Raw genomic sequence first — 13,471 nt, forward strand, 5'->3', positions numbered from 1 at the left:
AAGTGGAAGTGACGGACCATCACCATGACGTGCACCGACGGGGTTTCTCCCATCTGAGCCGGGGGCTTGCCCCATGGCCGCCCCGGACGCGCCTGGATAGCCTGCGCCGAGCACCGGCCCCGAGCGGGCCGGAGACCAGGCCGATCGGGATCCAGGGGGAGATTCATGCGTCACCGGCTCAGGGCGTTCATGACGGCAACGATGGGGGGAAGCGGTCTGATCGGGTTCGGCGCATGCGGCCTGATCGACTGGAACACCTTCGAGGACGACGCCCATGTGTCGCAGAAGATCACCTCCGTCCGGCTGGATCTCGGCTCCGGCCGGGTGAATCTGCGGGGCGTGGCGAAAACCGCCGACGTGTCCCTGCAGCGCTCGGTCCGCTACCGGGGGGACAAGCCCGAAGGCGCGTCGCACCGGGTCGAGAACGGCGTCCTGGTGCTGAGCGGCTGCGGCAGCCGGTGCTCGGTGTCCTACACCGTCGAGGTGCCCGAGGGCCTCCCGGTCTCCGGCCGGACGTCGTCCGGATCCGTGGTCCTGGCCCGAGTGGGGCCGGTGAACGTGACCACGCACTCCGGACGGATCGAGCTGGACGGAGTGACCGGCCCGGCCGATGTGCACACCTCCAACGGCCGGATCGAGAGGCATGGACTGGCCGGTCCCGTCCGGGCCAGGACCTCCAACGGCCGGATCGAACTGACCCCGGTGAACCCGCAGGATGTCCGGGCCAGGACATCCAACGGGGCCATCGTCATCACTGCGCCGACGGGCCGGTACGCGGTCGTCGCCAGTACTCACCACGGTCACAAGGACATCGGCATCGCCAACGACCCGGCAGGCGACCACAAGATCGATCTGGCCACCACCAACGGTTCCATCACGGTCAGGAACGGCTGATCGCGCCGCGCGCCACCGCAGCCGCACACAGCAGCGCAGGGACTGCCGCGACCGCGAAGCAGACAGCCGGCGGCAGTCGGTCCACCAGCAGACCCACTGCCGCGGTGCCCGCCGAGGACCCGGCATTGACCGCGGTATTGACCCATGCACCCGCCTGTGTGCGGCTGTCCGCGCCCACGGACTCGTCCGCGACGAGATACGCGGTGGTCAACGCCGGGGCGACGAAAACCCCGGCGGCTGTGACCATCGCGACCAGTACGTACACATTGGGCGACATCCCGGCCACGACCATCGCCACACCGAGACCGGCGGCCGGCACCGGCAGCCGCACCCGGTTCGGCGTACGCCATGAGACGGCACCGTAGGCGAGCCCACCGACCGCGCTTCCGGCGGAGAGTGCGGCCAGCACCCACGCCACCGCCGTGCCCCGGTGATGCTGCTCGGTGAACGCCACCACCAGCAGATCCAGCGCCCCCAGACACAGCCCCACGGCGGCTGCCGCGATCGCGGCGTGCCGCAATCCGACGATGCCGAGCAACCGCTGTCTGCGAGGCGTGTCCTGTGACGCAGCGGTCTTCTCCGTCGGCGGTGGCGCGCCGATACCGCGCACCGCGGGTGAGGACACCAATGCCGACGCGCCCACCAGCACGAGTGCGGCACTGATCGCGACACCTGCTGCGGGGACGGTGAACCTCATGACCAGACCCACGAGCAAAGGCCCGGTGACGAACAGCAGTTCCTCGGCGACACCGTCCAGGCTGTACGCGCGCTGCAACAGCTCACGGTCGGGAACGAGGCTGCTCCACAGGGTCCGCATCACCGGTCCAAGCGGCGGGGTGCAGGCGCCTGCCGTCACGGCAAGCGCCCCCAGCAGGAACGAGGAAGCCCCCGGCCGCCAGGTCACGTAGGCCAGGGCGGCGAGCAGCGCGGCGTAGACACCGGCCATCGGTGGCAGTGCCCGCCGCGGCCCGTACCGGTCGATCAGCGTGGCACGGGCGGGGGAGAGGAAGACACTGGTCGCCCCGAACAGAGCCATGACGGCGCCCGCGACGGAGTACGAGCCGGTGGCGTCCTTCACCGCCAGCATCAGGGAGAGGGAGACCATCCCGTACGAGAGCCGCCCCAACAGAGCGGCACCGAAGGTGCGGGAGGCGTGAGGGGTACGCAGGACGGTGGCGTACGAAGGGGCGTGCGCGGGCGCGGGTGACGGCGAAAGCATGAGGACGTTCCTCGTGAGGGCAGCGCGGCATGCGGCGCTGCGGGCATGCGGGGACACCGAAGTGCCGCACCCGGCGGGACGGGGTGCGGTCAGTACGGGGTCCTACGCACGGGAGAGGAACATGTCGGCCAACTTATCAGGGTGGGAAGCGTGTTGTGGAGGGTCGATTCAGGGCCGCATCGGTCAAAAATTGCTGTGAGGTGTGACAGCGCATCGAGTAGCCTCGGCGCCCATGTCGCCCTCCCCTTCACGTAATCGCCCTGCCTACGACGCGGACGAGCGAACTCAGCTCGTCGGCTGGCTCGACATGCAACGAGCGGTCGCCCGCTGGAAGTGCGAAGGGCTTTCCGAGACCGACGCCCATCGGTCCGTTCTGCCGACCTCGCCCCATATGACGGTGGCGGGTGTCATGTCACACCTTCGATGGGTCGAGCACCTCTGGTACGAGGTCGTCCTGCTGGGCCGCCCCGCCGTGGGGCCCAGGTTCGACGGGCCCGAGGACGGCGACATGAGGGTCGAAGGCGTCCCGCTCGCAGAGCTCCTCGACAGCTACGACCGGCAGATCGCGGTCTCGAACGAGATCGTTGCGGCGAAGTCGCTCGACGACGTGGGTCGGCACCCGGACTTCGACGCCTCGGCCGCGAGCGTGCGCTGGATCACGTTCCACATGATCGAGGAGACTGCCCGGCACGCGGGCCATCTGGACGCCATCAGGGAGATCCTGGACGGCGAGAAGGGCTACTACTGACCCGGCTCCCGTCGCCTCGTCCGCCTCATCCGATGATGTCGGCAGCGGCTGCCCGCGGCTGCTCGGGCCGTACCGACTCTCACACCGAGTCCCCCTCTGTTGGCCCGGACGCCAATCGGTCGGAGTACCGGTCTGATGGAATCAATGCATGACGAAGCTGCTGCACCGAGTCTTCCATGCCCTCGACCGCTTCCATGCCGCCCACCCCTGGGACCACAACGCCCACTACCACCGGTGGATTCTGCGGCAGCTCCCCAGCGGATGCGACAGCGCCCTGGACGTCGGCTCCGGCAGCGGAGAACTGGCCCGGCTCCTGGCGACACGGGTGAAGACGGTGCACGGAATCGACTCGGACCCGGACATCGTGGCGAGGGCCGGTGAACCGACCGTCCCGGCCGCTCCGGTGACCTTCACCGTCGCGGACGCGCCCGCCGGGATGCCGCCCGGCCCGTACGACGTGATCACCTGCGTCGCCACCGTCCACCATCTGCCGTTCACCGAAGCTCTCACCCGCTTCCGCGAGCATCTGGCGCCCGGCGGAACCCTGGTGGTGGTCGGCCTCTCCCGCGAGGAAACCCTCGGGGATCACCTGCTGAGTCTCGCCTCCATTCCGCTGAATGCCGCCATGGCCCTGATCAAGAACAAGGGGCGCAGGGCGCCGCGCCCCGACTCGATGACCGCCAGGACCCGGCCGGCGGAGATGACCTTCTCCGACATCGTTCGCGAAGCGCGTCAGGTGCTGCCGGGCGTGCGGCTCAGGCGTCGACTGTTCTGGCGCTACACACTCGTATGGCGCGACGGCTCCGGTGAGAGAGGGCTGCGATGAGAAATGAGAGAGGGCTGCGATGAGAAAGATCATCCTGATGATGTCGATGTCCCTCGACGGCTTCGTCGAGGGACCCGACCGTGGGTGGCTTTCTGGACGGGCGTGTGACATATCAGCTCATGGCTGAGCTCCGGCCGACCGCCGACTCCGACCCCTCAAGTACCGGTCCCATGGAGGAGTTTGCCGCCATCTGGCGGGACATGCCCGAGGTCGTGTTCTCCCGGACCCTGGAGCGGGCCGACTGGAACACCACCCTCATGAGGGAGGTCGACGTCGACGAGATCACGGCTCTCAAGGCCCGGCCCGGCGGAGATCTGTCGCTCGGCGGCGCCGATCTCGCCGCGTCCTTCATGCGGCACGACCTGATCGACGAGTACCGCATCCATGTCCATCCATGTCCATCCGGTCCTCATCGGACGAGGTAAGCCCCTGTTCCCGACCTCGGATGCCCGGACGGATCTCCAACTGGCCGAGACCCGCACCTTCGGCAACGGGGTCGTGCTCCTCCGCTACGATCGCCCGGCGGCTGCTCCACCGGGATGAACTCCTCGAGCCCACGGTGGCAAGACCGCTGCATTGCCGGGCCATACGGGGAGCCCTCCCCGTATAACTGCCGAACCGTCGCGAGATCTCACGAAAGGACCGGCGATGACGCTCGGAGTCGAGGACCGCCTGGCCATCCATGAACTGATCGCCCTGCACTGGCATCTGATCGATGACGGTGAACTCGACCGACTGGACGAGCTGTTCACCGCCGACGTCGTCTACGACGCCTCTGACCTGGGCCACGGATCGATGCACGGGCTGGAGGCCTTCCGGGACACGGCCAGGGCGATGGGGCAACGCGGCCCCGTCAGTCACCACGTCACCAATGTCGTCCTCACCGAGGTCGGTGACGATCAGGTGCGTGCCCGGTCCAAGGGGATCGGCATCAAGGCGGACGGTACGAGCGGAAGTGTGATGTACGAGGACGTGATCGTGCGCGGTGAGAACGGGTGGCGCATCAACCGTCGCAAGGTCGCCGTACGGCGCGCGCCGACCGGTGCGAATGACGCGAACGAGCGGCCCGAATGACATGTCACATGTCCCCGGATGCCTGGGCGGCTGCTGACGGCGCCCCTGCAGCCCGCAGGGGCGCCGTCAACGGATTCCGGGCGACGCGTCAGGCGTTCAGCATCCCCGACGTGTCGATGACCTGGCGGATCGCCCGGCCCGAAGCCAGCTCCTCCATCGCCGCGTTGATGTCGGCCAGCGGAAGCGTGCCCGTGTGCATCTGCTCCACCGGCATCAGGCCCGCCCGCCACAGGTCCAGGAACCTGGGAATGTCACGGCGCGGGACCGCGTCGCCCATGTACGAGCCCAGCAGGGACTTGCCCTCGCCCGCGAACGCCAGGGCCGGGACCTCCAGCACCCGGTCGGGGGCGGGGAGGCCCACCGAGACGACCCTGCCGCCCCGGGCCACGACCGTCAGGCATTCAGCCATGACCTTGGGGCTGCCTACCGCCTCAATTGCCGACTCGGCGCCACCGGAAGTGAGTTCGCGGACCGCCTCGATCGCGTCGCCGGGGGCGTACGTATGCGTCGCACCCAGCCGGACGGCCAGGTCGCGTTTCTCCTGGACCGGGTCGACCGCGATGATCGGATACGCCCCTGCCGCGCGGGCGCCCAGGACCGCGGAGAGGCCCACGCCGCCCAGGCCGTAGACCACCGTCGACTGGCCGGGGCGCAGGGCCGCCGTGTTGATGACGGCACCGGCGCCCGTCAGGACCGCGCAGCCGAACATCGAAGCGACCGTGAACGGGATGTCCTTGGGGATCGGTACCACCGACTCCTGGGCCAGCACCGCGTGTTCGGAGAACGCGGAGACACCCAACTGGTGGTGGACCGGGTTGCCGGAGGCGTCGGTCAGCAGCGACGGGCCGTGCAGCAGCGCGCCCGAGCCGTTCGCCGCAGCTGCCTGCGCGCACAGGGCCGGGCGGCCCGCCGCGCAGTCGCCGCAGAAACCGCAGCTGGGCACGAAGACGAGGGCCACATGGTCGCCGGGGGAGACACGGCCGACGCCCGGTCCGGTCTCCTGGACGACGCCCACCGCCTCGTGACCCAGGGCCATCGGCAGCGGGCGGACCCGGTCGCCGTTGACCACCGAGAGGTCCGAGTGGCAGAGCGAGGCGGCCGCGATACGGACCAGCACCTCGCCCTCGCGCGGGGCGCCCAGCTCCAGCTCCTCCACCTCGACCGGGCGGGTTTTGGAGTAGGGGCGGGCCGTCGATATCCCGCGCAGGACCACCGCACGGGTTTTCACGACTGCACCTGTGCACGCGGAGCGCAGCGCAGCACGTCGCGGCTCTCCAGCAGCGGGACGACCTTGCCGAGCACGATCTCCTGGAAGTGCGGGGTTGCGCAGTGCGCGGTGAAGTCGGCCTCGGAGGCGTACTCCTCGTACAGCACGATCGCCTGCGGGTCCTCGACGCCCTGGTGGACCCGGTAGGCGAGATTGCCCGGCTCCTCGCGGGAGGCGGCGGCCATCGTGTCGAGCAGGGGAAGGACGGTGTTTTCCTCGCCGGCCTTGGTGCGGTAGCGGGCTACGACCACATATGTCATGGGGGGATTACTCCTGGGGTGCGGCGGGCCTCTTCAGGGCGGCCGGCGGGACCGGTGGCAACTGGTCCCGGCGCAGGTGCCAGAGGCGGGGGTCGGACGTGGCGGCCGCGGCCGACCCGAGGGCCAGCGCGAGCGCCACGTCCGCGGCGGTTTCCACGAAGCCGGCGGCGACCGACGGGGACATGGCGCGCTGTGCCTGCGCGCTCATCCGGGCGACGATCGGGGCGGGCATGATCTCGACCAGGTCCGGTGCCCCGCGCGAGATGGCGTCCGTGGAGCGGCGAAGATTGGACCGGTCGGTGACGAACACCTTCATCATCGTCAGCAGGCCGAGCGGGCGGCCCTTCTCTATGAGGGAGAGCCGGGTGCTGACCACGCCGTGCGCGCCCATGTTCTTGATGAACTCCAGCGCGCCCCGGTCCTGAGCCAGACCGGGGCTGCTGTCCACGTTCACGAACACGGTCTTCCCCGCCCGGCCCAGCGCCGGCACGACCTGGGGCAGCTGCCCCACCGCGAGCGACGCGAGGATGCACACCTTCGCCGGCGCGGTCAGGAACTGCCGCAGCGGCTGGGTGCCGACGACCGACGCGACGACCGGCACCTCGGCGAACGCCGAGGCGAGCCGGGGGGCGAGTGCGGCACCGGACCGGGACTGGGAAGGGGTCATGGCAAGGGCCTGCCTGGAGAAGGAGGGTTCGTGGCTGCTGACGTCAGTTCAGCGGTGACGTACCGAATCGGCTGGGAAGGCCCAGTTTGCCAGGGTTGAGAATGCCGGCCGGGTCCAGGGCCTTCTTCACCGCGACGAACGTCGCGAAGCCCGCCCCGAGGGACTCCTCCAGGTAGGGGCCGCGCAGCAGACCGCAGCCGTGGTGGTGGCTGAGCGCCGCCGCGTGCTTGATGAGTACGGCGTTGGCCGCGTCCCACACCGAGCGGTACCAGTCGCGGCGCGACTCGGGCGCCACGTCGCCACGCAGTGAGAAGTAGACGCAGGCGCCGTCGGTGTACGCGTGGGACTGGTGGGCCGAGGCGGCCAGGGTGCCGGGCACCGACTGGATCGCGTCGACCACCTCGTCGTAGATGACCGGGAGGTCGGTCCAGGACGCGGCCATCTCCAGGGTGTCGGCGACGAAGCCGGGGCCGGGCTCGAAGCCGTCGGCGGACTTGCCGACCAGCATCCGCTCGTCCAGCCAGCGCTCGAAGACCGCCTTGCTGTCCAGCTCGGGGCCGTACTCCTCGCAGACCTCCTTCGCCACCTTGATCGAGGCGTCGACGATGGCCGGGTCGCCCTCGTCGGCGACGAGCAGGAGGTTGGTCTCCGGGTGGCCGAAGTGGGTGCCCGACTCCAGGGTGTCGTACAGCCGCAGGACGGCCGGGGTCGCACCGCGCTGCATGATCCTGCGGCAGGCGTCCAGGCCCTGTGCGAAGGTCTTGAAGCCGAACGCGACCGCATTGGCGTACTCCGGCAGCGGGTGGACCCGCAGACGCGCCGAGACGATGACGCCGAGGGTGCCCTCGGAGCCGACGAACAGCTGGCGCAGGTCCGGGCCGACCGCGGCGCGGGCGTAGTCGCCGTACGTGGCACGCGTACCGTCCGCGTGCACGACATCCACACCGACGACCATGTCCTCGATCTTGCCGTAACGGGTGGAGAGCTGACCGGCGCCGCGGCAGGCGATCCAGCCGCCGACCGTGGAGACGGCGAACGCGGACGGCCAGTGACCGGTGGTGACGCCGTACTCCTCCTGGAGCTGCTTCTCGAAGAGGTCGCCGAACATGCCGGCCTGGACGTCCACGATGTTCGATTCGGCGTCGAAGCCGGTGATCCGGTTCAGCCCGCAGACATCCAGGACGACGCCGCCGAACACGGGGAGCGCCGCACCGGTGACATTGGAGCGGCCCGCGGACGGGGTGACCGGGATGCCGGCCTCGTGGCAGATCCGCAGTACGGCCGCGACCTGGTCGGCGTCGGCCGCCTCGACGATCACGGCGTTCGGCGTCGCGGGACGGCCCTCGGTCTCGCCGATCATCGAGCCGGCCCACCAGTCACGGGTCCGGGTGACGACCTCGTCGCGGGAGGTGTGCACCGCGTGCGCGGCCTCGCGCAGCGCCTCGACCACGGCCTCGGGGACCTCGACCGGGTCGGTCTGGAGGGCGGCCTCGCCGTCCCCGATCGGAGTGTTCTGTGCCCACTTGGCGAAGCTGGGGGCGCCGATCGTGTAGTTGCCCCGGTTGAACGGGTGGGTGATGGTCTGACGGCTGATCATGCTGCTGCTCCTTCGAGGAGTACGGACTTTTCGTGGCGGACGGCTGCGAGGTACTCGTCGACCGAGCGGTCGGCCTCGGCCTGGGAGAGGTTCAGTTCCTGGCCGAGGATCGCGCCGACGGCCTCGGCGGCGTCGACGGAGGCGTCCCGGGCGAACAGACGGGCGCGCATCCGGCGGGAGAGCACGTCGTCGACCGAGCGGGCCAGTTCGGCACGGGCCGCGTACACGACCTCCGCCTTGGTGTACGGGAGCCCCGCGACGATTGGCTCGGCCAGTGCAGGGTCGTCCTGGATCAGGTCGCCGACGAACCGGGCCTCGGTGCCGAAGCGTTCGCCGAGATGGGCGGCGATGCCACCGGATGCGGCGACGGCCTCGGCGTCGTAACCGGCGCCGCCGAGCAGCGGGAGGTCGGTGGTGCGGCTCTTCCCCTTGCGGCCGAGGACCGTCATCACCTTGTCGATGACGAGTTCGCCCATGTGCCGGCTGGTGGTGAGCTTGCCGCCGGTCACCGTCACCATGCCGGTGCGGCCGACGGTGATGTGATGGTCGCGGCGCATGTCGAGTGTCGCGCCCTCCTTGCCGCCGACCAGCGGACGAAGACCGCCGATGGAACCGACCACGTCGTCCGGGGTGAGCTTCCCCTCGAAGGCGGTGTTGGCGCCCTCCAGCAGGAAGTCCATCTCCTCACGGGTGCAGTGCACATCGTCCGGGGAGCCCTGGTAGTCCTCGTCCGTCGTGCCCAGCACGACACTGTTGCCCCAGCGGGTGCAGGTCGCGCGGCGGGCCCGGCCGGGAATCGGCACGGTGACGGTGCAGTTGATCCGGACCTTGTCCCACGGCACCACGATGTGGACGCCCTTGGCGGGCCGCACCTGCGGCTTGTGACCCTCGTCCGCCTTCGCGTCGAGTTCGTCGGTCCACACCCCAGTGGCGTTGACGACGGCCCGCGCACGGATGTCGATGGTGTCGCCGTCCGCCGAGACCCGGGCACCGGCCACCTTGCCCATCTGCATCAGCAGACCCTCGGCCCTGGCACCGTTGAGGACCGTCGCGCCGAGCGCGGCGGCGGTGCGGATGATGGTGAGGACGAGCCGGGCGTCATCGGTACGGGCGTCGAAGTACATCAGCCCGCCCTTGAGGTTCTCGGCGCGCAGCGTCGGCGCCTGCGCGAGGACCTCGGGGACGGTGAGCCGCTGGTGGAGCTTGCCGATCCGCCAGCCGCCGACCAGGTCGTACGTCCACAGCAGACCCTCGAAGCCCTTGGCGAGGCGGGCGTCGAAGATGCCCTCCTTCTCCAGGATCGGGAAGAGGAACGGCAGCCGGTGCACCAGATGCGGGGCGTTCTTGCGGAAGCGGTGACGCTCCAGGAGCGAGTGGCGGACCAGATTGACGTTGCCCTGCTCGATGTAGCGCAGGCCGCCGTGCACCATCTTCGACGACTTCGACGACGTGCCGGATGCGAAGTCGTCCTTCTCGATCAGCGCCGCGCGCAGCCCGCGGGAGGCCGCGTCGAGCACGGCGTACGCCCCGGTGATGCCGCCGCCGATGACGAGCACGTCGTACGTGTCGTCGGCCAGCCGGCGCTTGAGGGCTGCCCGGTCGAGCAGCAGTGGCGTTCGGCGGGCCGCCGCGGCGCTGCGCCGCGGTTTCCGGGCGGGCATGGTGATCACAACATCAACTCCTGGTGTTTCGGTGCGGCGCCGGTGTGGTCGGGTACGGGGCGCCAGTGCGACGGTGCGGGGCCGTCAATGGGGGGTGTGAGGCTTGGGTGCGGGATCTTTCAGAGGGAGCAGTGCCGGGTCGTTCAGGTGGGCGATCAGCACGTCGCGCCAGGCGGACCGCTGTGCGGCGCGCTCGGCCCCGGTGATCGTGGGCTCGAAGATCCGGCCGTGCGGCTGCGCCTCGACGACCTCTTCCAGCGAGGACCACAGACCCTGGGCGACACCGGCCAGATAGGCGGTGCCGCGCAGGCTGGCGGTCGCGGAGTCGGAGACCCGTTCCAGCGGCAGGCCGGTCAGGTCGGCCTGGATCTGCATGAGCGGGTCGCTGCCGGAGACGCCGCCGCCGACCCGGAGCCGGGTGAACGGCGTGCCCATGGTGTCGGCGACCCCGTCGATCAGGTCGCACACCGAGTGCGCGATCCCGTCCAGCACGGCGCGCGCGAGATCGGCGCGGGTGGTGGCGAGGGTGAGCCCGGTGAGGGATGCGGTGGCCTCCGGGTGCCAGACCGGCGTGCGGACCCCGGCGAGTGCCGGGACGAAACGCGGGGTGCGGCCCGGCCGGGTGGGGACCCGGCCCGCCTCCTCACCGAGCTCCTTCGGCGATGCGAACAGGCCCAGGTCGTCGCAGAGCCAGCGCAGCGCCGAACCCGCCGTGGAGGTGTAGGCCTCCAGGCTGTAGTGGCTGATGTCGCCCTGCCGCCGGCCGGGCTGGGCGAGCACCCCGGAGATGTCCGGCCGGGGCAGGGCGGGCGTGGTGCCGGTCGCCGCGTCGACGAAGGCGCCGGTCCCGTACACGCACATGCCCTGCCCGGCGGCGAGACCGCCGAGCGCGACGAGTGCGGCGTGCTGGTCGCCCATGGAGGCGGCCAGCGGGACGGCGATCCCGAGGGCGGCAGGGTCGGTCGTACCGAATCCGGCGTCGTCGGAGCGGAGTTCCGGCAGCAGGTCGAGGGGGAAGCCGAGGTGGCTGATCCACTCCTCGTCCCAGGCGTGCCGCTCCAGTAGATAGCCGCCGGTGGATGCGGCGTTGGTCGGGGTGGTGGCGTGCACGGCGCCGCCGGTGAGGCGCCAGATCAGCCACGTGTCGACGGTGCCGAAGAGCAGCCGGCCCTCGCGGTGGGCGGCGGCCACCTCCGGATGTGCGGCGATCTGCCGGGCGGCCCAGAGGAACGGGGCGCGGGCGCCGACCGGCCGGCCCTGACGGGCCAGCAGGGAGGCGTCCCACTCGGCTTCGTACGCGGTGAGCTCGGTCGCGTGCCGCCGGTCCTGCCATACCACCGCGGGCAGCAACGGCTGTCCGCTGACCCGGTCCCACAGCATCGCGGTGGCCCGCTGGGTGGAGAGCGCGACTGCGGTGATCCCGATGCCCTCCTCGCGGGCCCGGCCGACGGCCCGGCGCGCCACCTCGACGGTGGCGGTCCAGATCTCCATCGGGTCCTGCTCGACCGAGAGGTCGTCCGGATGGCTGACCTTGATCGACCGGTAGAACACCTCGTGGGCGGCGCCCGAGTCGAGGACGACTCCGGCCCTGGTGCCCGTGGTGCCCTCGTCGATGGACAGCACACCGCGCCGTGGGGCGGCGCCGGGGAACGTCTGCGTCATTGCAGCCCTTTCATTGCGAGCATCGCGAGCTGTGCGGAGGGGATACGGAGGCGGTACGGGAGAGGGGACCATCGTGTGATGCGACAGGTCCGGCGGCCGGTCAGCGCGCGGTGACGGACTGCGCGGATTCTGTCGAGCCGGCCCGGGAACCGGCCGCGGCACGGTCCTGTCCGGCGACCTCGTCGGGCGAAGCGGCCTTCGTCGGGTCCCACTTGATCGCCAGACAGGTGATCAGGCCGAGCAGCGGTACGACGGAGAGCACCAGGAAGGTGTCGGCGAGCCCGAGCGAGTCCTTGATCTGCGGGAAGAGGTACAGCCCGACGACACTGCCGAAGCTGCCGACCATCCCGGTGACACCCGTGCCGAGCGCACGGACATCACTGCTGTACGAGAGCGCGGCGATGGACTTGCCGTTGGCGCCGGGGCCCGAGGAGTGGCAGAGGATGAACAGGACCGGCAGCAGGAACGCCACGGCGGTGGGCACCTTCTCGAAGGTCAGCCCCATCGCGAGCAGGGCGACGAAGACTCCGGCGAATCCGGCGGCGGAGCTGAGCCGCAGTCCGAGCCGACGGCCGAAGTAAGCGGACAGGAGCCCGCCCGCGATACCGAAGGCGTTGAAGACCATCGAGCCGATGGTGGCCTTCTCGAAGCTTTCACCGAAGATTGTCAGGCTGATCAGCGGGAGGTACCAGCCGACCGCGAAGTACTGCATCGACTGCCCGAGCGATATCACCGAGGAGAGGACCGTGCGCGGCAGGTACTCGCCCTTGAAGAGCAGTCCGGCCTGGCGGAACCCGATGGCGGGAGCCTCGGTGGCGGCGCGGGTCGCCTCGTCGGGATTGCCGGCGACGGCCTCGATCTTGTAGATCCTGTCCAGATTGACGACCGCCTCGTCCAGACGGCCCTTGCTCGCCAGCCAGGTGGGGCTCTCCTTGAGCATCAGCCACTGGCCCACGAGCAGCGCGACGGCGACGACCGCGGCCGAGCCGACCGACCAGCGCCAGATGTCCGCGCCGACGTCCAGGTTGAAGAAGAGCAGGGCGAGCGCGAGGTTGCTGGTGGTGGCGACGTACCAGACCGCCTGCCACAGGTTCAGCCGACCACTCAGCTTCGCGGGGGTGTACTCGGCGAGCAGCGCCATGGCGACCGCGAAGTCGATGCCGTACGCGACACCCACCAGGACCCGGCCGAGCCAGACGACGGTGAAGTCGCCGGCGAAGGCGGCGAGCAGGGCGCCCGCGATGGCGAACACCTTGGCGATGAGCAGCGGGGGGACGCGGCCGATCCGGGTGGCGAGCCAGCCGCCGACCGGGTTGAAGATGATCGCCAGGGCCGGAGCGGTGGCCGTGAGGATCGAGACCTGGGTGCTGGTCAGCTCCATCTGGGACGTCATCGGTCCCAGACCGGCGCTCAGCGCGGCATTCGAATAGGCGTCGAGAAACAGCCCGCCGAACACGAGGAACCAGATGACTTGCGCCCGGCCGGTGATCTTTCCCAGCCCATCGATGAGCGCAACGACGTCGGCGACGCCTTTGACGCTCGGACGTTGTGCCATGAATCCGCCTTCGAGGAAGACCCATCGGCGGCACGGGGAGC

At 70.2% G+C, this 13,471-nt stretch carries 12 protein-coding genes and 1 pseudogene; 5 read left to right on the forward strand and 8 right to left on the reverse strand.

The window, feature by feature from the left end:
- The first annotated feature begins 165 nt into the window (after positions 1 to 165).
- Entirely contained in the window at positions 166 to 894 is a 729-nt protein-coding gene (locus tag IEZ15_RS09745) for a DUF4097 family beta strand repeat-containing protein (protein WP_189275858.1), read from the forward strand.
- Here the strand turns inward: IEZ15_RS09745 and IEZ15_RS09750 are convergent.
- Positions 881 to 2,113, reverse strand: coding sequence for an MFS transporter (locus IEZ15_RS09750; protein WP_189275860.1), 1,233 nt, complete (start codon positions 2,111 to 2,113; stop codon positions 881 to 883). The genes IEZ15_RS09745 and IEZ15_RS09750 overlap by 14 nt on opposite strands.
- 232 nt (positions 2,114 to 2,345) lie before the next feature.
- Between IEZ15_RS09750 and IEZ15_RS09755 the strand changes: the two genes are divergently transcribed.
- From IEZ15_RS09755 to IEZ15_RS09770, 4 genes and pseudogenes are all read left to right on the forward strand, one after another.
- Positions 2,346 to 2,861: a DinB family protein gene (locus IEZ15_RS09755; protein WP_189275862.1), complete on the forward strand. Its 516-nt coding sequence runs from the start codon at positions 2,346 to 2,348 to the stop codon at positions 2,859 to 2,861.
- A 148-nt stretch (positions 2,862 to 3,009) separates the two neighbouring features.
- Complete coding sequence (locus IEZ15_RS09760) at positions 3,010 to 3,687, forward strand: class I SAM-dependent methyltransferase (RefSeq protein ID WP_114247431.1); 678 nt, start codon at positions 3,010 to 3,012, stop codon at positions 3,685 to 3,687.
- 19 nt (positions 3,688 to 3,706) lie between these two features.
- A pseudogene (locus tag IEZ15_RS09765) lies at positions 3,707 to 4,230 on the forward strand (dihydrofolate reductase family protein).
- A gap of 105 nt (positions 4,231 to 4,335) precedes the next feature.
- On the forward strand, positions 4,336 to 4,761 hold the full coding sequence (locus IEZ15_RS09770; RefSeq protein WP_114247432.1) for a nuclear transport factor 2 family protein: 426 nt from the start codon (positions 4,336 to 4,338) through the stop codon (positions 4,759 to 4,761).
- 88 nt (positions 4,762 to 4,849) lie between these two features.
- On the opposite strand, the gene IEZ15_RS09775 is transcribed toward IEZ15_RS09770, so the two are convergent.
- The 7 genes from IEZ15_RS09775 to IEZ15_RS09805 all read right to left on the reverse strand — a co-directional run bounded on the left by IEZ15_RS09775 (position 4,850) and on the right by IEZ15_RS09805 (position 13,430).
- A complete protein-coding gene (locus IEZ15_RS09775; RefSeq protein WP_189275864.1) occupies positions 4,850 to 5,989 on the reverse strand; it encodes a zinc-binding dehydrogenase in 1,140 nt (379 codons plus the stop codon).
- On the reverse strand, positions 5,986 to 6,288 hold the full coding sequence (locus IEZ15_RS09780; protein WP_189275866.1) for a putative quinol monooxygenase: 303 nt from the start codon (positions 6,286 to 6,288) through the stop codon (positions 5,986 to 5,988). The genes IEZ15_RS09775 and IEZ15_RS09780 overlap by 4 nt, the downstream gene beginning before the upstream one ends.
- Before the next feature lie 7 nt (positions 6,289 to 6,295).
- Positions 6,296 to 6,955 (reverse strand): glycerol-3-phosphate responsive antiterminator, encoded by a 660-nt coding sequence (locus tag IEZ15_RS09785; RefSeq protein ID WP_189275868.1) that lies wholly within the window; start codon positions 6,953 to 6,955, stop codon positions 6,296 to 6,298.
- Positions 6,956 to 6,998: 43 nt separating this feature from the next.
- Complete coding sequence (locus IEZ15_RS09790) at positions 6,999 to 8,552, reverse strand: FAD-binding oxidoreductase (RefSeq protein WP_114247436.1); 1,554 nt, start codon at positions 8,550 to 8,552, stop codon at positions 6,999 to 7,001.
- Positions 8,549 to 10,222: a glycerol-3-phosphate dehydrogenase/oxidase gene (locus IEZ15_RS09795; RefSeq protein WP_189275870.1), complete on the reverse strand. Its 1,674-nt coding sequence runs from the start codon at positions 10,220 to 10,222 to the stop codon at positions 8,549 to 8,551. Before IEZ15_RS09795 ends, IEZ15_RS09790 begins: the two co-directional genes overlap by 4 nt.
- A 75-nt stretch (positions 10,223 to 10,297) precedes the next feature.
- Positions 10,298 to 11,875, reverse strand: coding sequence for an FGGY family carbohydrate kinase (locus tag IEZ15_RS09800; RefSeq protein WP_114247438.1), 1,578 nt, complete (start codon positions 11,873 to 11,875; stop codon positions 10,298 to 10,300).
- 100 nt (positions 11,876 to 11,975) lie between these two features.
- A complete protein-coding gene (locus tag IEZ15_RS09805) occupies positions 11,976 to 13,430 on the reverse strand; it encodes an MFS transporter (RefSeq protein ID WP_189275872.1) in 1,455 nt (484 codons plus the stop codon).
- Between the last annotated feature and the right edge of the window lie 41 nt (positions 13,431 to 13,471).

Origin of the sequence: Streptomyces atratus (assembly GCF_014648655.1) — a bacterium.
GTDB classification, from domain to species: domain Bacteria; phylum Actinomycetota; class Actinomycetes; order Streptomycetales; family Streptomycetaceae; genus Streptomyces; species Streptomyces atratus.